Annotated in this window: 20 protein-coding genes; 12 read left to right on the top strand and 8 right to left on the bottom strand. The window is 43.8% G+C overall.

Annotated elements, in window-relative coordinates:
* Positions 1-53: 53 nt before the first annotated feature.
* The 3 genes from AAEY80_RS11670 to mnmA form a co-directional block, all read right to left on the bottom strand.
* Positions 54-644, bottom strand: coding sequence for a hypothetical protein (locus AAEY80_RS11670; protein WP_350588354.1), 591 nt, complete (start codon positions 642-644; stop codon positions 54-56).
* A gap of 164 nt (positions 645-808) precedes the next feature.
* Positions 809-1,603: a hypothetical protein gene (locus AAEY80_RS11665; protein WP_201577679.1), complete on the bottom strand. Its 795-nt coding sequence runs from the start codon at positions 1,601-1,603 to the stop codon at positions 809-811.
* 354 nt (positions 1,604-1,957) lie between these two features.
* Positions 1,958-3,181, bottom strand: a complete 1,224-nt coding sequence (mnmA, locus tag AAEY80_RS11660; RefSeq protein ID WP_413786527.1) for a tRNA 2-thiouridine(34) synthase MnmA — start codon at positions 3,179-3,181, stop codon at positions 1,958-1,960.
* 287 nt (positions 3,182-3,468) lie between these two features.
* Here mnmA and ispF point away from each other — a divergent pair, with 287 nt between their 5' ends.
* The 7 genes from ispF (at position 3,469) to AAEY80_RS11625 (ending at position 9,802) form a co-directional block, all read left to right on the top strand.
* Positions 3,469-3,972 carry a 2-C-methyl-D-erythritol 2,4-cyclodiphosphate synthase gene (ispF, locus tag AAEY80_RS11655; RefSeq protein ID WP_037025748.1) on the top strand — a complete coding sequence of 168 codons (504 nt, stop codon included), beginning with the start codon at positions 3,469-3,471 and terminating at the stop codon, positions 3,970-3,972.
* Between the two features lie 135 nt (positions 3,973-4,107).
* The gene (grxD, locus tag AAEY80_RS11650) at positions 4,108-4,458 is read left to right on the top strand and encodes a Grx4 family monothiol glutaredoxin (RefSeq protein ID WP_025653310.1); all 351 of its coding nucleotides are present in this window, start codon (positions 4,108-4,110) and stop codon (positions 4,456-4,458) included.
* A gap of 198 nt (positions 4,459-4,656) precedes the next feature.
* Entirely contained in the window at positions 4,657-5,244 is a 588-nt protein-coding gene (locus tag AAEY80_RS11645) for a hypothetical protein (RefSeq protein ID WP_350588353.1), read from the top strand.
* A gap of 66 nt (positions 5,245-5,310) precedes the next feature.
* Positions 5,311-7,209 carry a tRNA uridine-5-carboxymethylaminomethyl(34) synthesis enzyme MnmG gene (gene mnmG, locus AAEY80_RS11640; RefSeq protein WP_025653312.1) on the top strand — a complete coding sequence of 633 codons (1,899 nt, stop codon included), beginning with the start codon at positions 5,311-5,313 and terminating at the stop codon, positions 7,207-7,209.
* Between the two features lie 216 nt (positions 7,210-7,425).
* The gene (locus AAEY80_RS11635) at positions 7,426-7,635 is read left to right on the top strand and encodes a ChaB family protein (RefSeq protein ID WP_025653313.1); all 210 of its coding nucleotides are present in this window, start codon (positions 7,426-7,428) and stop codon (positions 7,633-7,635) included.
* Positions 7,636-7,744: 109 nt separating this feature from the next.
* Positions 7,745-8,704, top strand: coding sequence for an AEC family transporter (locus tag AAEY80_RS11630; protein WP_201577554.1), 960 nt, complete (start codon positions 7,745-7,747; stop codon positions 8,702-8,704).
* 66 nt (positions 8,705-8,770) lie between these two features.
* Complete coding sequence (locus AAEY80_RS11625) at positions 8,771-9,802, top strand: ornithine cyclodeaminase family protein (protein ID WP_350588352.1); 1,032 nt, start codon at positions 8,771-8,773, stop codon at positions 9,800-9,802.
* 270 nt (positions 9,803-10,072) lie between these two features.
* Here AAEY80_RS11625 and AAEY80_RS11620 read toward each other — a convergent pair whose 3' ends face one another.
* From AAEY80_RS11620 to katG, 4 genes are all read right to left on the bottom strand, one after another.
* Positions 10,073-10,219, bottom strand: coding sequence for a hypothetical protein (locus AAEY80_RS11620; RefSeq protein WP_156915630.1), 147 nt, complete (start codon positions 10,217-10,219; stop codon positions 10,073-10,075).
* Between the two features lie 30 nt (positions 10,220-10,249).
* Positions 10,250-11,269: an LLM class flavin-dependent oxidoreductase gene (locus AAEY80_RS11615; protein ID WP_025652793.1), complete on the bottom strand. Its 1,020-nt coding sequence runs from the start codon at positions 11,267-11,269 to the stop codon at positions 10,250-10,252.
* Positions 11,270-11,765: 496 nt separating this feature from the next.
* Complete coding sequence (locus AAEY80_RS11610) at positions 11,766-12,698, bottom strand: LysR substrate-binding domain-containing protein (protein WP_025652792.1); 933 nt, start codon at positions 12,696-12,698, stop codon at positions 11,766-11,768.
* Positions 12,699-12,998: 300 nt separating this feature from the next.
* Positions 12,999-15,191, bottom strand: a complete 2,193-nt coding sequence (katG, locus tag AAEY80_RS11605; protein WP_350588355.1) for a catalase/peroxidase HPI — start codon at positions 15,189-15,191, stop codon at positions 12,999-13,001.
* Positions 15,192-16,012: 821 nt separating this feature from the next.
* On the opposite strand from katG, the gene AAEY80_RS11600 reads away from it, so the two are divergent.
* The 5 genes from AAEY80_RS11600 to AAEY80_RS11580 all read left to right on the top strand — a co-directional run bounded on the left by AAEY80_RS11600 (position 16,013) and on the right by AAEY80_RS11580 (position 22,490).
* On the top strand, positions 16,013-17,875 hold the full coding sequence (locus tag AAEY80_RS11600) for an AmpG family muropeptide MFS transporter (RefSeq protein WP_350588351.1): 1,863 nt from the start codon (positions 16,013-16,015) through the stop codon (positions 17,873-17,875).
* A gap of 54 nt (positions 17,876-17,929) precedes the next feature.
* A complete protein-coding gene (gene prmC, locus AAEY80_RS11595) occupies positions 17,930-18,862 on the top strand; it encodes a peptide chain release factor N(5)-glutamine methyltransferase (RefSeq protein WP_350588350.1) in 933 nt (310 codons plus the stop codon).
* A gap of 47 nt (positions 18,863-18,909) precedes the next feature.
* Entirely contained in the window at positions 18,910-19,713 is an 804-nt protein-coding gene (locus AAEY80_RS11590; protein ID WP_502945291.1) for a HesA/MoeB/ThiF family protein, read from the top strand.
* A 71-nt stretch (positions 19,714-19,784) separates the two neighbouring features.
* Positions 19,785-21,104, top strand: a complete 1,320-nt coding sequence (locus AAEY80_RS11585) for an ABC1 kinase family protein (protein WP_350588348.1) — start codon at positions 19,785-19,787, stop codon at positions 21,102-21,104.
* 135 nt (positions 21,105-21,239) lie between these two features.
* A complete protein-coding gene (locus AAEY80_RS11580) occupies positions 21,240-22,490 on the top strand; it encodes a YbfB/YjiJ family MFS transporter (protein ID WP_201616949.1) in 1,251 nt (416 codons plus the stop codon).
* On the opposite strand, the gene AAEY80_RS11575 is transcribed toward AAEY80_RS11580, so the two are convergent.
* On the bottom strand, positions 22,487-22,975 hold the full coding sequence (locus tag AAEY80_RS11575; protein ID WP_101211969.1) for an Lrp/AsnC family transcriptional regulator: 489 nt from the start codon (positions 22,973-22,975) through the stop codon (positions 22,487-22,489). The genes AAEY80_RS11580 and AAEY80_RS11575 overlap by 4 nt on opposite strands.
* Positions 22,976-23,082: the final 107 nt, after the last annotated feature.

Below are 23,082 nucleotides of genomic sequence, written 5' to 3'. Positions count from 1 at the left end.
GATGTCAGTTTGGTTAGTCATTGCTTATTCTCCTGTTAGTGGATTATAAGCAGTTACACAGTTTTTAGGAAAGGCTCTAATGTTGAGATACTACAATTATTTAAGGCCTGCTCTTTTTCTAACACTAAGGCCTTGTTTGCTTCAATTACTCTGCCAAAGTTATTGTTAGGGTAGCTATATTTATTGGAGGTAAAGCCAACTTGTTTATTGCCACTGGTAGTACGGATAGGATAGTCACTATTATTATCTTCAATAATACAGACAGAGTTTCTATTACCAATTTCTGTGACGGGTATAGTGAACCGATATACGCCAGCGTCAGCTGTTGTTAATGTTTGGGTGGCATAAGTCGTCGTAGGGTTATCACAATCATTTACTAGCCGAACTCTACTAGCGACGCTCCCTGTTTTAACTAAAACACCTGCTTCATTGCTATCGAATGTACCATTAAAATAATTACTATTACTGCTATAAGGAGCGCCTACCTTGTCTGGGTCAGCAGCGCTATCGCTGATACCACCGTTATCATTAAATACCGTACCAGAAAATATATAATTTAAGGGCTCGCTCTCTACTCCAAAGCTGATCCATTCGTTATACGTCTCACCAACCGTCTCTCCTGTCAAGCCGTTACTACCATTCATGATACCTTCATAAGTTAAGGTAACAGTGCTCGCATTTCTTACTGCCACTACGTAGTTACTGGCACTGTTTTCAATACCATAGCTGATATATTTACCACCATCGGCAATATTTGATGTTAAAGGAGGGTAGGTAGTCTGATTATTAGGGCTGGTTGAAGTCGATTTTATAATGTTTGAAAAGGTTGGCGTCGGCGGTAAAAAGCCAGTGGCACCGCTTCGAACACTGACTTCTCCACCCGTAGTGCTAGGTCTATATACATTACCGCCCTGATTGGTACCGTTAAGAAAGTCAAAACGATAAAAATATAGCTTATTGCCACTATTTTCGCGTAATTGAAATGAGGTTGTGGGTCGTTATAAATAAAGTTATTAGTGTTAGCTGGATCTCTTTTACCCATAAAATAATCCCCCATGGCTTCATAGTAATAGGGAACACTTGGGTTTGTTCTAACACTTGCTTGAACCGCTCGACTGTTTAAAGTGCTTTTAGTAAAATTTAAAGTATGTTGCGCAACCTCTGAGTTACCGCTGGTCGTGTAGCTGGCTTGACCAATCTTAATAGTATGGATAGCCGTGTTGTCATTAGGAGTAATGGTAAAGGTATAAGTAAATTTATCATTGCTGACATTAGTATCTGCAAGGTTGCTAATCTCTATACCATTGGTCCCTGTAGCTGGAAGACCTGTAGGCTTTATCTCAACATTACTTAGATAACCGCGAGTATTATTGTTAATACGTGTGAGCGTAAAACTACCAGTTGCACCTGAGCCAGCAGCTATATAAGTGCCAGAAGCTGTACCGTTTGATAGACTACGGCTGGTTACAGTAATAGTGCCCATATCTTGCGGTGCTGCGTATGCTTGACAAGAACCTATCACAATAATAAAGGCGATAGGATACTTCATAGGCATATTCAAAGTCTTTGCAGAATCAAAGATTGAGGAAAAACGATAGCTCATGAAATATCCTGAAGTAAATTAGACGCACTATTGTAAATACGACAGATGAGAGTATATGTCGCCATATCTATTTATAGCACAATTTCATAGAGTTACCGCGCAAAAACTGACTAAAGGGTAGTATTACTTAGATTAGCGGTAAGTGTGTTTATGTAAGATTTGTTATATAAATGTTTTTAGAGCGTGTTCTCATTTTAAAAATGGTCATAAAAATGAGATAAATTGCAGTCAAACGAGGAAAATAGCGCAAATAATATCGAGATATTAATCAGCTACTTAACGATGTTTGGCAAAAATTTAGCCATTTTCAGCCCATTTAGATACAATCGCTTGGATTGAGGACACGGCCTAGTATTAATTAAGGGTAGAAAGTGGCGCATCGATAGACTCAATCACGCCGCCGCCTAGACAAACCTCATCAATATAGAATACTGCTGATTGACCTGGGGTTACCGCCCGTTGTGGCTCGTCAAATACAGCTCTCACCTCCAAACCTTTATCATCAATAGCAAACACATGACAGGCTTGATCTGGCTGACGATAGCGCGACTTTGCCATACAATGTAAGCCTTCAGCGCTAAATATAGCTGCAGGAGGTAGACCATCGACCCAGTCAAGCTTATAAGCCTGCAGCTCATTGCTCAGCATCATTGGGTGCTCGTGACCTTGACCAACGATTAAGCGGTTTTTATCTAAGTCTTTTGCGAGTACAAACCATGGCTCTTCGGGACGGTCTTTGACCCCGCCAATACCGATGCCACCGCGCTGACCTAAGGTATAATACATAAGTCCATCATGGGAGCCGATAATGTGGCCATCGTCAGTGACGATATCGCCTTTTTGGGCAGGCAAGTACTGCTGTAAAAAGTCTTTAAAGCGGCGCTCACCAATAAAGCAAATGCCCGTTGAGTCTTTTTTATGAGCTGTAATTAAGTCGTGCTCTTCCGCGATTTGACGTACGACCGGTTTTTCAAGCTCACCAACTGGGAACAGGGTTTTGGCAATTTTGTCGCCGCCAACGGCATGTAAAAAGTAACTTTGGTCTTTATTGTTATCAAGACCACGTAATAGCTGCGCGACTTCCATACCATTGTCATTTTTGTAATTCACACTACGACGCGTATAATGACCGGTAGCGATATAATCAGCACCTAGAGTGAGTGCGTAGTCTAAAAACGCCTTAAATTTAATCTCTTTATTGCATAAAATGTCAGGATTGGGTGTACGTCCTGCTTTGTATTCCGCTAAGAAGTGCTCAAATACCCGATCCCAATATTCCATGGCAAAATTGGCGGTGTGTAGCTTGATGCCTATCTTGTCACAAACGGCTTGCGCATCGGCTAAGTCATCCATCGCTGTGCAGTATTCGGTGCCGTCATCTTCTTCCCAGTTCTTCATGAATAGACCTTCCACCTTAAAGCCTGCTTGCTGTAGCAAAACGGCAGACACGGAAGAATCGACCCCGCCTGACATACCGACAATCACATGTTTGCTGCTAGGATTGTCGATATCGGCAAGCGTCAAAGGGCGCTGGGCGCTGAAAGAATCAGAAACGGATATGCTTGAAGTATTTGGCATGACTGACATAGAACGGCTCAACTTTTTATACCTTGTCCAAATTTGAAATAAAGTTTGAAATACCACTGACCTCACTACAACGCCTTTAATAGGCTTAGTAAGTTGACAGGGTTATCTCATCGTTTAGACTTATCTCTTGGACTGGGTATTATGATAAAATAAGCGTCACATTATACCAGTTAATTTAAAACTGGTGGCGAGCTATACGGCCTGACTGCCAGAAAATAGCTTTGAAAATTTAGATAGTGATTGTCAATTATTTTAATCACGCTTAATTTGGAATAACAATGATAAAAATTGGTCAAGGTATCGACGTTCATGCTTTTCATAATAATGGTCAGCAGCAGCAATACGTCATCTTAGCGGGTGTGCTTATTGAGCATAGCCATAGTTTACTGGCGCATTCTGACGGCGATGTAGTACTGCACGCACTCGCGGATGCGCTGTTGGGTGCCTTGGCGCTTGGCGATATCGGTCAGCACTTTCCAGATACTGATGCGGCGCATGCGGGTCTGGACTCGCGAGTATTGCTACGTTATGTCTATAGCAAGGTACAAGCGGCAGGATATATGCTTGGCAATGCTGATATTACGGTGATGTGTGAGCGCCCAAAACTTGCCCCGCACAATCAGGCCATGCGTGAGAATATCGCCAGTGACTTGCAAACTGATATTGGACATGTCAGTGTCAAAGCCACAACGACTGAAAAACTAGGCTTTACCGGTCGGCAAGAGGGCATTATGGCCAATGCCGTGGTATTATTAGTGCCTAATGTCGTCGAAGCCAAATAACGATTGGCTGGACCAGTATATAGATTTTGCTTGTAATACCGTGGCAATCGCCCCATGTATCAACCATATCTTCATAGTACTATTTTGTCATATAAATAACCATTTCAATGAACCGCTTTATCAATAGGAGCTTTTATGAGTGAGCAAACCCCAAATACCGCTGCAAACGATGTTGAACAACTGATCCGTGATCAAATTAAAGACAATAAAGTCATTCTTTATATGAAAGGGACACCGCAGTTTCCACAGTGTGGTTTTTCTGCTAAATCGATTGAGGTACTTACCCAAATCGGTCGTCCATTTGCCTTTGTCAATATTTTAGAAAACCCAGAAATCCGTGCAACATTACCAAAAATTGCCAACTGGCCAACGTTTCCACAATTATGGATTGATGGCGAGTTGATGGGCGGTTCTGACATCATTTTACAAATGTATCAATCAGGTGAGCTTAAGCCGTTGGTTGAAGCAAACAGCCCTGCTGCTTAATATTTACTCGCATGATTAGACTAACTTAATGTCTAAACGCAAAGCGTGATATCAAAGCACAGTGAACCCGAATGACCTTTCTTAATAGATTAAAATGGTTATTCGGGTTTTTTATTGTCTGTGCAATTGATTGTTTTTATAGGTTTTAACCCCATATAGTGTTCAAGATAAATCCAGTTTATATAATAAGAGAGACTTATGAATAATCAATTAAATAATAATGAACTTACTGAACCACAAGTTGCTGATCAAGAAAATGATCAAAAAAATAAGCAACAAGAAGTGATCAAGCAAGCGGCTATCGAGAAGCGCCGTGAACACCTAAAAAATGAATCTACGCGTATTATTGATATTGCGGGCAATGAGCCGAATTCAGCACTTAAATGTATCCATCAGCTCAGTGTGGCAGGCGGTGCAACTGAAGCGACTTATGTGGCCATTGAGCAGCGTGTCGTTGCGGATCAAGACACGGCTGGTGCTTATCACCTAGCATTAATGGCACAAAATACGCCAGATTTGCCGATTGATGCGCGTCAGCTAATTGAATTGGTTGTCAATAAGGGTGATAACGATCAGCGCTTGGCATTACTCAAAAACTTACCACTGCCACCCGTTGAACTGATTAAAGGTCAGATCTTAGCCAGTGATGACGGTGATGCGATTGGGCAGATGAATGCCTACTTGCAGATTAATCCAGAGGGTTATGGTAGTCAGCATATGCTAGGTAGTGGTCACGCAGATCGTATTGTGCCGCTGAGTCCTGGTAATAATATGAATACCGACTAAAAATTGCTATAATTGGTGACTATTTTTCTCTATTTATATTGACGTTATCTGTCAAGCGAGGCATGCATGCAATATCCAAAACATTACGACGTGGTAGTTATCGGTGGCGGTCACGCCGGTACTGAAGCTGCTCTGGCGGCCGCACGTATGGGCGCGCAGACCTTGCTGTTGACGCATAATATTGAGACGCTGGGGCAGATGAGCTGTAATCCAGCGATTGGCGGTATCGGTAAATCACACTTGGTACGTGAGATTGATGCGTTGGGCGGTGCCATGGCATTGGCGACGGACAAAGCAGGTATCCAGTTTCGCGTATTGAATAGTCGCAAAGGCGCTGCCGTTCGTGCGACCCGTGCGCAAGCAGATCGCATTTTGTACAAAGCCGCCATTCGTGAAACGCTAGAAAACCAGCCTAATCTTGATTTATTCCAACAAGGTGCTGATGATATTTTGGTAGAAAATGGTCGCGCGACGGCGGTTGTCACCTCGACTGGCATTATCTTTAATACCGAAACTGTGGTACTGACTTCAGGAACCTTCTTGGGCGGTGTCATTCACATTGGTCTTGAGAACTCAAAAGGCGGACGCGCAGGGGATCAACCTTCGATCAAGTTGGCTGACCGTTTGCGTGAGCTTAAGCTGCCAGTTGGACGTTTAAAGACTGGCACACCCGCACGTATCGATGCACGTAGCGTTGACTTTAGTGTGATGACCGTACAGCCAGGCGATACGCCATTGCCAGTGATGAGTTATATGGGTGATGTGTCGATGCATCCTGAGCAGGTCAACTGCTATATCACCCATACCAATGCGCGTACCCATGACATTATCCGTGAGAATTTAGATCGCTCACCGATGTTCTCTGGCAAAATCGAAGGCGTGGGTCCACGTTATTGCCCATCGATTGAAGATAAGATTCACCGCTTTGCTGATAAAGACAGTCATCAAATCTTTATTGAGCCAGAAGGTCTGACGACGCATGAGCTGTATCCAAACGGCATCTCAACCAGCTTACCATTTGATGTGCAATTAGACTTTATTCATAGTATGAAAGGGTTAGAGAACGCGCACATTACCCGTCCCGGTTATGCGATTGAATACGATTATTTTGATCCGCAAAATCTAAAACCAACGCTTGAGACCAAATCTATTGATCGTTTGTACTTCGCAGGTCAAATCAACGGTACGACGGGTTACGAAGAAGCAGGCGTGCAGGGTTTGCTAGCAGGAACGAATGCTGCACTCGTCACTAGTAATAATAGCGAGTTTGAAACGTGGACACCGCGCCGTGATGAAGCCTATCTTGGCGTGCTTGTCGATGATCTGATTACACATGGCACGACTGAGCCGTATCGTATGTTTACTAGCCGTGCTGAGTATCGTCTATTGCTACGTGAAGACAATGCGGATCAACGCTTGACTGAAACGGGTCGTAAGCTTGGCTTGGTTGATGATGAGCGCTGGCAGGCTTACGAGCAGAAAATGGAATCTATCGCTACTGAGTCTGCTCGCCTAAAAGATATGTGGGCAACCCCTGCCAATGCTCTAGGGCAAAAAGTCACTGAGCAAACAGGCGAAGTACTTAGCAAAGAAGCAACTGCTTTTGATCTGCTCAAACGTCCGCAAATCCACTTTGCCGATATCGCTTCGATTACTGATTCGCAAGTCGATGCACAGGTGGGTGAGCAGATTGAAATTTCTGTCAAGTACGCCGGCTACATTGATCGTCAGCAAGAAGAGATTGATCAAATGAAGCGCTTGGAGAACACCGCGCTACCTGTTGATTTTGATTATAGCATCGTGTCAGGGCTATCAAATGAGATTGTGCAGAAGCTCACGCAAGTCCGTCCTGCTACACTTGCCCAAGCTGGGCGCGTGAGTGGAGTCACGCCTGCCGCCATTCAATTATTAGCCATGACCGTCAAGAAGCAGAAAAAAGTCGCAGCAGCTTTAAATTTGTCGTAAAACATCACTAAAAAAAGAACAATGAATAAAGAATGATAAAAAGAGCTCATAACGTTGTTTAGTTATGGGCTCTTTTTATGGTAAAGCGCCTAACAATATTCTTAACAATTTAAAAACAGCATAATATGGCTCTATTCTGTTTTGAGAACAAATAATAGGTAGAATAGAATGATTAAAGATGATGTCGATAGTCGATTACAGACAAGGAATGCTTTTATGCCTTATGATAAATTATCAGACTTACCGGATGCGGTAAAAGACAACTTACCCAAACACGCACAAGAAATCTTTCGTGCGGCGTTTAATAGTGCGAGTAAACAGTATGATGAGGAGTCACGTTGGTTTGCGACCGCATGGTCTGCCGTTGAGAATGTCTACGAAAAAAGTGCTGACGGTAAATGGGTCAAAAAACCAGACCATAAATAATTATGGGGTAGACGCCTTAACTTTCCACTATTTTGTCCAACCTATAATAAGTACGTGCTCATGGCTTTGACAACATAGCTTTGAGCATATTGCTGATCCGAGCTTATCTATGATCGAAGCCATTGTTTTTGCAATTACCATTGTACTGCCCAACCTTGCGTTAATGGGGTTGGGATTTTTTATGCAAACACGCGGCGAGGCAAGCCAGAGCTTTATCGATCAATCTTCAAACTTCGTCTTTAATTACTGTCTGCCTTGTTTGCTTTTCTTCAGTGTCGTCGATAGTAATGTGGATTATGGCAAGCAAATTACCCTGATAGTTGCTGGTATTTTAGTGACTTTTATTCTATTCATTGGGGCAGAGATTTACGCCAAGCATTTTGTCAGTCGTCCCGTAGATCAAGGAGTGTTTGTACAAGGTATATTTCGTAGCAATATGGCCATTATTGGACTGGCGACAGTTGCCAATGCCTACGGAGAGCGCGGTTTAAGTATTGGTGCGGTATATATGGGTGTGGTGACGATATTATTTAATATTTTAGCTGTGATTACCCTCAGTCGCGTGTCGAAAAGCGTGGACGATACGTGGGTTAGTCGTAGCACCATGATCATCAAAAAACTCTTTACCAATCCATTAATCATCGCTTTACTAGCTGCCTTTGCTTATAAGGCGTTGCCGCTACCACCGATAACAGGTGTGATTCATACGACTGGCGACTTACTAGCGGCCGTAGCATTACCATTAGCACTGATTTGTGCAGGCGCCAGTATTGACTTAAAGTCGATGCTACATCCTTCAGGATTATCCATGCAAGCCAGTATTGGCCGTATCGTCGTCGCGCCAATAATCGCTATCGCAGTAGGATTGAGCTTCGAGCTAACGGGCGTTCATATGGGCGTGCTGTTTTTGATGGCCGCCTCACCTACAGCGGCCGCCAGCTACGTGATGGCAAAAGCCATGGGTGGCAATGATGTATTAGCCGCCAATATCTTAGCGTTTACCACCGTCGTAGGCATGTTTGGCATGGCGATTGGTGCGGCGATGTTACGTGCTTTAGGGTGGATGTAGTGGTTGTTTTAGCATGATAAGATAAGAGAGCAGTTCAATAATAAAATATAAACAGGAGCTATGTTAATGCAATTATTAAATCAAGCGGTAGTGACCGAACATCTTAATATGCAAGCTGCGATTGAAGCGATTGAAACCTTGTTAACTCAGCAAGCAGCACACTCTAATTGGGTTAAAGCACCTGAACGTTTGGTTATCGAGACGTTTAGTGAAGATAAGCTTCACAGTTCAGGCTCGCATTTATCGATGCCAGCCACGATTTATGATGGTGAAAAAGAGTATACCGCTGTCAAGCTCGTCACAATTTGCCCTGATAACCCTAGTCGTGATATGCCAACGACCACCGCTATTATTACCGTCTCTAATAATGATACGGGTGAAATATTAGCGATTATGGATGGTATCTATATCACGCAGGTGCGCACGGCCGCCTTATCAGGTATCGCTACTAAGTATATGACAAAGTCTGACTGCCAAAGTGTAGCTGTCGTTGGCTGCGGCGGCATGGCTTACGAGCAACTGCATGCCGTACTGACAGTGCGCCCCGATATTAAAACGGTCTATTTATGGAACAGAAACCACGAAGGAGCCGAGCAATTTAAGATAAAATTTGCTCGTGATTATGCGCAGTGGGATGTTGACATTCAGGTTTGCAACGAAATCAGTGAGGCTGTTCGTCATGCGGATATCATTAACGTAGCGACCCGTGCAACCGAAGGTTTATTTAGTATCGATCAAATAAAATCTGATGCGCATATCAACGCGGTTGGTGCTTATCAACCTTCAATGAAAGAAATCAGCAATGATGTCATAGCTGGCAGCAGTAGGGTTGTCGTTGATGACTTGGCCGGCAGTCGCCATGAGGCTGGCGATTTGATTCAAGCGCATGCTGCTTCTGATTGCGTATGGACTTGGGATGACCTTAGTGGCGATTTGCAAGCGCTGGTAACGAGCGAGCTAAAAGAAGATACGACTCAGTCTAAAAAAGGCATCACGTTATTTAAATCGGTGGGCGCGGCTAGTTTCGATGCGGCAGTCGCTTTATATGTCGCTAAGCAAGCTGCAAAACAAAACCTCGGCTCATCAGTTGATTGGTGATACGTTTTATAATAGACCAATCAGGGTGTGTCTTCGCTTCAATTTATAGTCATTTAAATGTGATAAAAACGATTAAACGTTGCTAAACGGCGTCAAATAGCTGGTTGATATTTCAATAGTATCTACACTATTTTTCTTGTTTAAAGGCAATTTATTGCATGTTTATCACCATTTTTAAAATGAAGTCATCTTTCGTAAAAGCGCTATATATTTATTAGCAATAAAAAAGCCCTCTTTTCAAATAAGAAAAGAGGGCTTTTGACATTAGCCTTAGTTATCTCTATCGCGCTTATCTTCACGGCGCTGTTTGCGTTTTGGGCTGGTACGATACGTTAAATATCCACCAACAACCATAACGGCGATAAATGCTGCGATGTACAAAAATATTGATGAACCAATAAAAGCAGAGGGTTCCATGACCATAATCTCATTAAAAGTTATCAATAATTATGCAAGTGCCGCTGCCGATTGTAAAGTAAACAAGTTTAGCTCAGGTGTAAGTTCAAGTGAACGCAAACGCGCTGCTTGATTATGAACGTTGGCCGTTACAATCAACTCATCTGGCTCATATTGGGCCAGAAAATTAGCCAGTTTGGGCTTGACCGTTTCAACAGAGCCGATGAACGAGATCGATAGCGCGTTGTCTACCATCATCTTCTCTGCTTGACTCCAAATACTATCCATATCGTGGGTTGGTTTTGGCATTTGCCCTGTTTCACCTCGGCGTAAACGCACAAAGCTCTGCTGTGCTGAGGTAAAGTGATAATGGGCAGTTGCATCGTCATCAGCCAGTAGTAAGTTCGCTGCCACCATCACATAAGGCTTGTCTAAATAGGCTGACGGCTTGAACTGCTCGCGGTAAGTTGTGATAGCTTGACTGAGCATTTGCGGCGCAAAATGCGAGGCGAACACGTAAGGCAGTCCTAAATGTGCGGCCAAGGTCGCACCAAAAAGTGAAGATCCGAGTATCCAGATAGGAATGTTTGATTTGGCGCCAGGGAATGCTTGCACAGGACTGTTGTCAGTTGAATTTCCTAAGAAGTACATTAATTCTTGCACGTCTTGCGGGAAGCGTTCAGCGTCGCTCATCTGCCGACGTAGCGCCTGAAAAGTCGCCCCATCTGTACCAGGAGCGCGGCCTAAGCCTAAGTCAATACGGTCGCCATATAACGCTTGTAATGTGCCGAATTGCTCAGCGATCACGAGCGGTGCATGGTTAGGAAGCATCACGCCGCCTGCGCCAATACGTATTCGCTTGGTTTGACTACCAATATGCGCTAGCAGCACCGAGGTTGCTGCACTCGCAATACCGGGCATATTGTGATGTTCTGCCATCCAATAACGGTTTAAGCCGACTTTTTCTGCAAGCTGTGCGGTCTCAACCGTCTGGGCGATACCTTCAGCAATGGTATGACCTTCAGGAACGGGGGCTAAGTCTAAAAAGGATAAAGGAATTGTGTTACTCATAGATCACCTGTGTTTCTAACGCCGCTTTTTAACGACATTATTATATTTGTATTTGAGGGTGGTAAGGATAAACGGCAGCAGTGCTTATTTGTGAATGTGCAACAAGTTGTGAATGTTCAACAAACTCTAAATAAATAGTGGCTTTTCATGTCGAAACAATATTGAAAGTACAACAAGGCCAGTTCATCGTTGCTAGTGGTGTAAGGTTGCGATGTGCTACCCGTTTAATAGTTATTATGATGGGGCAGTTGCGGGCAATATCAAGGTCAAAAGTTAGAACGATAACAAATCTTAATAATCTAATAGCGTGTACAGATTAGAATATTTAGCCGCTTTTAGTCCATTTAGTCGTGTTGGTTCTTATTGAAGGCACGTCTTTTTAGGCATAAAAATTAACGGCATCGCTATCTATTGATAACGATGCCGTCAGTCTGTACTGTCTGATATTTATTAAAATGTTTACAGCGAGGGTAAAAACAATGATTAAGCAGATAGCCTATTCTGGATTAAATTGCTTTTGGCATAATTCCATAAAAGCGCGCCCGTATTGGCGGATTTCTGCATCATCCCGTACCGCCATCCAACTGGTAAAGCGCCCGAAATGATCCACCGGAATCGCCGTTAAGTTCTGATAATGGCTTGGCTCAAAAGCCATCTCGGCTATAATACCAATGCCTAAACCAAGACCAACATAAGTGCTAATTACATCAGCATCGAGCGCTGCTAAAACAATATCTGGCTCAAGACCTGCATCCGTAAAGGTTTTATCAATCGCACCGCGTCCGGTAAAACCACCATGATAGGTAACAATTGGATAGCTGGCGAGGGTCGGCAAATCAATAGACTCGTGACTGGCAAGCTCATGATCGCTTGGCACAATAACGCGATGCGTCCAGTCATAATAGCGATAACAGCGCAGATAGTTATTATGGAGCAACGACTCGGTTGCAATACCGATGTCAGCTTGCCCGCGTATCACCATCTGGGCGATGGTCTCAGGATCAGCCTGTTGCAAGATTAAATTCACTTTAGGAAAACGTTCTTTAAATTCTTTGACCACTTGCGGCAATACATAACGTGCCTGCGTATGAGTAGTGGCAATGGTTAAGGTACCGACATTGGGGTTGTTAAAGTCGAGGCTTAGATTCTCAATCGTACGGATTTCAGCAAAGATAGACTCGATATGCGGCATGAGCGCTGTGCCCATGGTCGTCAGACCGGTCAAACGCTTGCCTTGACGCACGAATACTTCAGTTTTTAGTTGGTTTTCAAGCGCTGCGATATGCTTGGATAAGCTTGATTGACTGGTGTGCAGTACTGTCGCCGCTTGGCTTAAGTTATAGCCATTAATCACCGTATGCCACACCGTCTCCAACTGCTTGAGCTGAATTTGCAAGTGCCGCTGATTGACCACTACGTCGATTGCCATAACTGAATCCTATTGTATAAATATACAAACCCTGTCTGTATATAAAAGTAAAAACCTACGAATATGCCGTAAGCGACCAGTGTAAATCAAATCTATTATTCTTGTATATAATAAATAGCTATCAATTAATAATAATTGGGAATATAGAAATTGTAATCTAATTGCTAGCGAGTTTTGAAATTTCAATAAAAGTGCATTATTCAAAAAAAACAGCTACCTTCTAAAAGATAGCTGTTTGTAAAGTTTGGATTTAATTATTAAGGCAAACCTTAGTGAACATGTCAAACTGAGCACAGAAGGTTAGTCAGCGATATCAAAACGATCGGCGTTCATTACTTTACTCCAAGCGCCGACGAAGTCATGAACGAACTTCTCTAAATTGTCATCCTGCGCGTATAGCTCAGCATAAGCGCGTAGTATAGAGTTGGAGCCAAACACTAAGTCCACACGGCTCGCTTGCCATTTCGTTTTTCCAGTGCCACGTTCGCGTACTTCATAAAGGTTAGAGGTGTTACGAGCATCGTCGCTGGTTTTGATAGGATGCCAAGTGTTATTCATATCCGTCAGATTAACGAAGAAGTCATTGGTAAGCACGCCAGCACGCTCAGTAAAGACGCCATGTTGACTCTGACCATGGTTGGTATCGAGAACGCGCATACCACCAATCAATACCACCATCTCAGGAGCAGTTAAGCCCATCAACTGAGTGCGATCCAGCAGCATCTCTTCAGGTGATACCGCGTAGTCGCCTTGAACCCAATTACGATAGCCGTCGTGTAAGGGCTCCAAATCTGCAAAAGATTCCGCATCGGTCATTGATGCGTCAGCATCACCGCGACCTGGGTTAAACGGTACTGTAATGTCTACGCCGGCATCATTAGCTGCCTGTTCAAGAGCGGCGTTACCACTCAACACAATAAGGTCTGCCAAGCTAACGTCTTTATCAAAGCCAGACTGGATGCTGGTTAACGTCTCGAGCACACGTTGCAATTGCTCAGGCTCATTGCCTGCCCAGTCTTTTTGCGGGGCAAGGCGAATACGCGCACCATTGGCACCGCCGCGATAGTCTGAGGCACGGAAGGTTCGGGCGCTATCCCAAGCAGTGATAATCAACTCTCGGCGGCTCAAGTCACTGTCTAATATTTGCGATTTTAAAGCTGCAATATCATCAGCGGTTAAGTCAGTATTGCCTTTAGGAACGATATCCTGCCATATGAAGTCCTCGCTTGGCACGTCTGCGCCTAAGTAGCGAGCTTTTGGACCTAAATCACGATGCGTTAGTTTGAACCACGCTTTGGCAAAGACCTCATCGAAGTACTCTGGATCTTGATGGAATTTCTCTGAAATTTCACGATAGATAGGGTCTTTTTTTAGCGCCATATCGGCATCGGTCATGATTGGGTTGCGGCGTACGCTTGAGTCATGCGCATCTAATGGGCGATCTTCTTCACGAATATCGGTAGGCTCCCATTGCCAAGCGCCTGCTGGGCTTTTGGTTAGCTCCCAGTTATAACCTAAGAGTAACTCAAAATAATTGTAATCCCATTGGGTAGGATTGGTCGTCCATGCACCTTCGATACCGCTCGATACCGTATCGCCTGCATTGCCACTACCTTTAGGATTGCGCCAGCCTAAGCCTTGTTCGGCGACATCAGCTGCTTCTGGCTCATCTTCTAATATCGTCGCATCACCATTACCATGACATTTACCAACGGTATGACCACCAGCGGTCAACGCCACGGTTTCTTCATCGTTCATCGACATACGAGCAAAGGTCGTACGCATATCTTGCGCTGTTTTGAGCGGGTCAGGGTTGCCATCGACCCCTTCAGGGTTGACATAAATCAAGCCCATTTGTACCGCTGCTAACGGGTTTTCGAGTGACGCACGATCTTCATCGCTATCGTAACGGTTTTCTGTAGCGGCGAGCCATTCACGCTCAGAGCCCCAGTAGATATCTTTTTCTGGATGCCAGATGTCAGCACGACCACCAGCGAAACCTAGGGTTTTAAAGCCCATTGACTCATAGGCCATGTTGCCTGCCAAAATCATTAAGTCAGCCCAAGACAGTTTATTGCCGTATTTTTTCTTGATAGGCCATAGTAAGCGACGCGCTTTGTCTAAGTTGACGTTGTCAGGCCAGCTGTTCAATGGCGCAAAGCGTTGATTACCAGTGTTGGAGCCGCCGCGGCCATCAGCACTACGATACGTACCAGCCGAATGCCATGCCATACGAATCATCAAACCACCATAATGCCCCCAATCTGCTGGCCACCATTCTTGTGATTCAGTCATTAAGTTTTTCAAATCTTGTTTGACGGCTTCTAGGTCGAGCTGCTTAAAGGCCTCAGCATAGTCAAAGTCCGCACCCATGGGATTAGTCTTTTGATCTTGCTGATGTAAGATGTCCAAGTTCAAGCTGTTCGGCCACCAATCAGTTGCTGTAGAAGCAGCAGTAGTGTGTGCTTGATGCATGACAGGACAGCCGCCCATACTAGGGCGCTGCGGCGCATGCGTATGGTCTACGTTTTCACTATGAATCGTCGGACCTTTATCATCACCTTGGTCATAAGTTGTGTTAGTGGCGGCACCATTATTGTTATTGCTTTCATGATCGATAGGGCAACGTGCAGCGTCTGGGGTCGCATTTTTGTCAGCTGAGCTGGGGGTCGAGTTGGACATTGAATAACTCCTGGGCGGTAGTGAGAGAAAGGAAAAATAGCTAGCTATGGTAATTTTTAGAAGTGACGTTTATTAGTAGTGAAGCTTGCTGATATATGTATGCCTATACGTGAAGCATAACTAAGTACCATGTATTTATAAAACTGATATATAAGAATCATAAGTTTTAAATAACCAATCATAAGCGGTTTTAATTTTTTGTCCTACTCAATATGCTGTAAACGCCATTCCCCCTTATCAATAACGCCACTCGCGTTGATTTCATTCTTTTTATATACAAATAGGTTAATAGTTAACGACTTACTTATTTACTTATTTTTAACATCATAAGAAGCATAAGAAAAAATCAGGATAAATTTACCCTTCATTGCAGACTATCACATTCCATGTGGCGACTGTGAAATAGCATTTTTGACGAAGTGCTGTCTATGATAAGTTAATGCAAAAATATCTAGTCAAGGTAAGCGTTCTCAAGTACCATAATTGAATTTTGTGGTAATGCTCGTTTTGTGCAACGCTGAGCAATTTTTATCAATCCTTGTTAGCGACAGCTGATAGCGGGTTTTTGCTATAAATGATTGATAAAAATTGTGCGTAGTTGTGTTTTTTGTCTCAAGTTTCGGTGAGTTATTATGTCTGCTGTCAAATCTGTGCCACCAGTGGCTAAAAAATCTTGGTCTGATGCGTTACGGTCTTTTTCAGATATTCGTGTCATGATTATACTGTTTCTCGGTTTTTCAGCAGGCGTACCTATTCTATTGGTTTTTTCAAGTCTTTCATTATGGCTGAGTGAAGCAGGTCTTGAAACGGGTGTCATAACGATGTTTGGTTGGGCAGGACTTGGCTATTCATTTAAGTTTATTTGGGCGCCATTAATTGACTCTATGCCACTTCCTTTTTTGACCAAATGGCTGGGTCGGCGTCGGGCGTGGATGTTTGTATCACAACTGATGGTGTTGGTTGCTATTTTTACGATGGCAAGTGTAAACCCAGTTGTAGACAATGTACTTTGGTTAATGGCGCTTGGCGCAGTTTTATTAGGCTTTTCATCCGCGACGCAGGATATTGTTGTGGACTCTTATCGTATTGAGCTTGCAGGTGCTGAGATGCAGGCCACTTTATCTTCGATATATGTCGCAGGTTATCGTATAGGGATGATTGTTGCTGGCGCAGGCGCTCTTTATCTAGCGACTTATTTTGGCTCGTCTGAAACGTCGTATAGCTATGAAGCGTGGCGTAATACGTATTATACGATGATGGCGGTTATGTCGGTCGGATTGCTGACGACGTTCGCCATCTATGAGCCTACAGCAGAATCATTGAATCTAAAGAAGCAAAAAAGAAATTTAAAGATTTTTTCTGTTTATGCTGCTTTTTTGTTGATTCCGGGTATCGTCTATGGCGTACCAGTGTTCCTTAGCACTTTTTTCACTAGAATACTAAATATACCTTTAACGTTAATACCTGTTGAATATTTGCCCACGATAAATACGTACTTCTTGATTGTAATGGCATGTGCCCCATTTTTGTTAGTCTATTTTATTTTGAACCAACCTAAAATAGTCAATAAAGTGGCTTCAGCAGTGCAGACACGTAATGATAATATTAGAATATTATTCCTATTTATCTTATCAGTGCTGGCATTCATAGGCGCGTTTATATTGATTGGCAAGATATTTGAGAGCCCTGAAGGCGTATTATTAAAGTTTTTGTTAGAAGTCGTGAGACTACTTGGTAGCTTAGCTGTAGCCATCGTTGTAGGCTATGCATTGATAGCCGTTGGGCTGGCAAAAAAAGCTGTCGCTAAGCAGTTATGGGTAGAGCCTATAGCAGATTTTTTCCGCCGATATGGTAAGCAAGCAATACTGCTGCTATTGCTCATAGGGTTTTACCGTGTATCTGACATAGTAGCGGGTAATTTATCAAATGTTTTTTACGCTAAAATGGGTTTTACCAAAATTCAAATTGCTGATGCGGTAAAATTTCTTGGGTTATTTATGACAATTGCAGGGGGATTTTTGGGTGGTCTTATTGCTCAAAAAATGAAAATGATGCATGTCATGCTAATTGGTGCTATAGCGTCAAGTGCAACTAACTTACTATTTATTTTATTGACCTATCACCCAGGTGATATGAACTATATGTATATGGCAGTTGTTATTGATAATTTGGCTGCAGGCTTTGCTACTGCGGTATTTATTGCCTTCTTATCTGCACTTACTTCCGTTAAGTTTACAGCGGTACAGTATGCTATATTTTCATCGCTAATGACTTTATTTCCAAAAGTACTGGGTGGGTATTCTGGTGGTATTTCAGATAATGTTGGCTTCGCAAACTTTTTCTTGATTACTTTTTTAATCGGTATTCCTGTGTTAATACTGATTTATTTGGTTGATAAACATGTCGTTATCGGTAGCAACGATGATATATCTGATGACGATGACGGTAAGTCTTTATTGACTAAAACCGATGAACCGCCGCGTGCTACAGAGTAGGGTCATTATTAACATTGACATCAAAATTAACTGTTTAGTAGTTAAGAGCCAAATATGACTGCACTCACTATCCGGCAAATAAAACAGCAAAGTCAGCAATGGGTAAACGCGTCTATAAATAGTGCAATCCCACCATTTTGGCTAACCGATTGGTTACTGTACGTCATACATAAGCCGTCCATATTCTTAATGACCAACGACGACTATCAATTGACTGAGGCAGAATACCAGCAGTTTAGTGCTGGCGTGACTAAGATGCAGCAGGGCATACCACTCGCTTATTTAACGGGTAAGCAGGAGTTTTGGTCGCTTGATTTTAAGGTGAATGAACATACCTTGATACCAAGACCGGATACTGAGATTTTGGTTGAACAGGTTTTGAATTGGATAAATGAGCAAGAGAAATCGCGCTCTATAACTAAGCAAGAGGACGCTGTAACTAGCAAACGTTTACTTGATTTAGGAACAGGGTCAGGATGTATTGCGATTAGTCTTGCCCATGAACTAACACAAGGTAGCACTGGTAATACAAAAGCTAATGTTGCAAAAAATAGCTGGCAAGTAGTAGCCGTTGATGTGTCAGTAAAGGCGCTGGAAGTCGCACGCCATAATACTACTGTTAATAATATTACCAATATTGAATTTATACAAAGCAGTTGGTATAGCGAGCTATCCACTGATTGCGAACGGTTATTTGATGTGATTGTCTCCAATCCTCCTTATATCGATGAGGCAGATGAGCATTTAGCACGCTTAATAGCGGAACCTATCAGTGCGTTAAGTGCGCCTAATCAGGGTCTTGCCGATATAGAGCACATCGTACAACAGGCACCGAGATATTTACGTGTAGGTGGGTTGCTAGCGATTGAGCATGGCTTTGATCAAGGAGCGGCAGTACGTCAGTTATTTTTGGACAATGGCTTTAATGCTGTCCATACTGTGCAAGACTTTGGTGGTAACGATCGTGTAACGCTAGGGCAAATTTAATAGTTGGATTTTTTTAACAGTTTTTTAATAATAGGTTTTAAATGGCTATGTCGCATTCATTAAATGCAGGGCAGTTGTTGGATGAAGAGCTGCTGCGTTATGCGCGGCAGATACTACTCGATGGCTGGGATATCGATGCTCAATTACGCTTAAAAGCATCGCGCGTCGTTATGATTGGTGCAGGCGGGCTGGGTTGTCCGGCTTCTGAGACGCTAGTACGTGCAGGACTTGGGCACCTTCATCTGATAGATGATGATGAGATTGAAGCCAGTAATCTGCAACGTCAGACGCTGTTTTTACCTGACGACATTGGCAAATCCAAGGCGCTAGCAGCGGCGCAGATGTTGACATGCATTAATCCTTTAATTCGTGCTCGTGGTACGGTGGCTCGATTGAGTGAAGACAACGCTTATGAGCTACTCGATATGGCGACAGCTAAGCCTGACTTACTGCTCGATTGTACCGATAATTTTGCCACGCGTGATATGATTAATCGCATTAGCGTGCGCTACCAGATTCCCTTACTATCTGCCTCAGCGATTGCGATGCAAGGGCAGTTGGCGTTATATGAGCCGCATCTTCATACCGGCTGCTATCATTGTGTGTTTGGTTCAGTAGCCGTTGATGCCGTTGATGCCGTAGCTGATGAGCGTACTTGTGCCAATTCAGGGGTACTAGCCAGTACCACGGCCATCATGGGCAATTTGCAAGCGAATGCTGCCTTACAGTATTTGGGATTAACCAAAAATCCACTGACAAACAAGCTGCTAATATGGGATGGTAGTCAAATGCAGCAACGGCTGATGGGCTATCGCCAAGATCCACAATGTCCCGTATGCGCCAATCATTAGTAATGGCTCGATATTGAGCTGTTGCAATCATCTATTCCCAAATATTCCTTTTATTACCATAGTTGTTTCTTATGAAAATTCATCGTCCGCATTTATTAAAACATACGTTTAATGTCGTTAATCGTGTTCGCCAGACAGCGAGTATCGCTGGTCTGTCTGCGCTCAGAGTGGCTAAAGGCGAGAAGCCAGATGCCATGCTGCTAAAAGAAACCTTTGAGCAGTTGGGCACGACCTATATTAAAATCGGCCAATTTATCGCTAGTACGCCGTCATTGTTTCCACGTGACTATGTCAAAGCATTTCAGAGCTGTTTGGATCAAACCACGCCTTTATCCTACGCCTATATCGAAAACGTATTGAATGAAGAGCTAGCTGTTGATGGCATGACGCTGGATGATAAGTTTGCTCATATCGACCCAGAACCATTAGCCTCAGCCTCCATCGCTCAAGTTCATGCCGCTCGTTTGCATAATGGCGATGAGGTAGTATTAAAGGTGCAAAAGCCGGGCGTTGAGACCATCATGCAGACAGATTTGGGTGTATTGCATGGCGTCACTAAGTTAGTTGAGCTACTCATGCCATCGATGAAGTTTGCCAGTATTGCACCCATTATTGATGAAATTCGTTTGCGTATGCTGGCTGAGACGGACTTTATCGCTGAGGCGCAAAACATCCGTGATTTTCAGCAGTTCTTAGCAGTATCAGGAAATACCCGCGTGGTGGCGCCAGCGGTCTATGAGGCGCTGACGACCAAGCGCGTGCTAACCATGAGCCGCTTATACGGCGTCTCCATGGTCGATGAGTCGGTAATGCGTCAATATTGTGCTGATCCGGCACAAGTAATGGCAGATACCTTGAATACTTGGTTTGCCAGTCTAATGTTATGCAATAGCTTTCACGCTGATTTGCATGCGGGTAATTTGATGCTGCTAACCGATGGTCGTATTGGCTTTTTGGATTTTGGTATCGTTGGGAAATTAAAAGCGGAGAGTTGGCGCGCCTGTATGGGTATGATGCAAGCGATGCAGGACAACGACTACCAAGCGATGGCACGCCATATGATTGATATGGAGATGACCCATGGCGGCAATCAGGTCGATGTGGTGGCACTGGGTAATGACTTGCAGCGTATGATGAAGACCATCATGGCAGAAGACAAAGCCTTTACCAGCGGTGTGCCTTTCAATAGTAAAGAGCAGGCCGATGAATTGAATCAAATGATGCTAGAGATTGTAGATGTCGGTAAGCGTCACGGTATTCATTTCCCGCGTGATTTTGCCTTATTAACCAAGCAGATGCTCTATTTTGACCGTTTTATGCGCACGCTGGCGCCTGATATGGATATGTTTAGTGATAAGCGGGTACAAATGCTAGGACAGACAGAGGGTTAGTCGAACACCTCAACCACACTGCAAGTGTCTTAAGTTTCAATCGTGTTATTAATTATTGATCAGACACTGCTTTTGAATCATTCACACTGTTTAATACAATGGATTGTGTGCTAACCGCCACAAGCTGGCTCTGTCATGATGACTGCTTTCAAAAGCCGTGCGCTATCAACTATTACCAATGAAACCGCCATCGCGTGCATCGGTCTTTACTGCTTGGCAGTGGTGATGGGTTATGGACGCTTTTTGTTCACTGCGACCCTGCCCGATATCATGGTGCAACTGTCACTCTCGACGAGCATCGCTGGCTGGCTGGCGTCGATCAATTATATTGGCTATTTCATCGGTGCACTCATCGCCATGTTTGTGCCTCAACGCTTGACATGGCTGATGTTGATACTCTGGACGATGGTCAGCATTGTCACGACGATGCTGCTCATGGTGCCAGAGATGTCGCTAAATACATGGTATGTCATTCGTCTGCTCTCTGGTATCGCAAGCGGGGTTGCGATGATTTTGAGTTCATCATTGGTCATCCAACGCTTTAGTCACGCGCGCCGCTCTGTACTCTCAGCCTTACATTATGCTGGTATTGGGGTGGGGATTAGTGCCTCCGCTATCCTTACTTTATGGCTTTTGACGCTAGGCTATCATTTCGATGTCATTTGGCTAAGCGCTGGTATCAGCAGTTTACCGTTGTTATGGCTATTATTTGCTATAAGACCAAGCCCTTCGCACCCAACCGAATTACCGCGTGATTATCAACGCTCATCAATATTGCAGACTTATGTTAATTTTAAACGGTCGTTGTATGAAGCTGTGGCCGGTCATACCAAGTCGATTGTGTTATTGTCCGCCAGCTATTTGCTAGCAGGCTTTGGTTATATTACGTCTGCGACATTTTTGCCTGTCATGGCAGCGCAGCGCTTAACGACACAAACCTATGCTGGACTACTGATTTGGCTAGTCGTTGGTATTTTTGCGATGTTGTCAAACCCCCTCTGGGGTGCGCTTGCCAAGCGCATTGGTGAAACCAAAACCTTGATGGGCTTAACGGTGTTGCAAGTGCTAGGAATGTGTCTGCCCATATGGGTTGAAGGCAGTGTCGGTCTATATGGCAATGCTATTATTCTAGGCTTAACCTTCGTCGGTATGGTATCGATGACACTCACGTTGATGAAAAACATCAACCCTGCCTACTCAAACTTATTGATGGGTCTGGCGACATTGGCCTATGCGCTAGGGCAGTTTATTGGCCCATTAGTCACAGTGGCGCTGGCGGGGCAGGACGATAACTTTAACGCGGGCTTGCTAGTAGCGGCTATAGGCTTGGTCATTGGGCTGATTTTAATTTACTTTTTTCGCCGCCAATCGCGAATGATCCGTTAAATAACGCTGCGACTAAATACTTCTCGTAACTCAAAACTGGTATGCACTTGAGCGACGCCTTCGATACGATTGAGCCTGTGTAATAAAAACTCTTCGTAATGCGCCATATCGCGTACCCGCACTTTGATCAAATAGTCTTCTGTACGTCCAGTGACGATGCTACAACTGATGACTTCATCAAAACTCTGAACTTTGCATTCGAATTCTTTGAAGCGTTCAGCCGTATGACGATCCATACTGACCGCGATGAATACCGCGAGCGGGTAACCCAGCTTTTGCGCGTCGATTTGGGTATGATAGCCGGTGATGACGCCAGTGTCTTCTAAGCGCTTGATACGGCGTGCACAAGGGGTTGCGGATAAATTGACCCGTTCTGCAAGCTCGGTAATGCTCATCCGCGCTTCAGTCTGCAATAAGCATAATAAGCGCCTATCGGTCTCATCAATATCAGTCAACATAGCGCTTTCAGGGCGACTGTTAGGCATGGCATAATTACTCATTAGTGAAATAATCTAATTATATCTATAAAAACGTATTATTTCACTAAATTGACTCCAATTATAATGTAATAAAGCTGATTTCTATTTCATAA

This window comes from Psychrobacter sp. 78a-MNA-CIBAN-0178 (assembly GCF_040309625.1).
Lineage (GTDB): Bacteria > Pseudomonadota > Gammaproteobacteria > Pseudomonadales > Moraxellaceae > Psychrobacter > Psychrobacter okhotskensis.
This window is presented reverse-complemented; position numbering and strand designations above follow the sequence as displayed.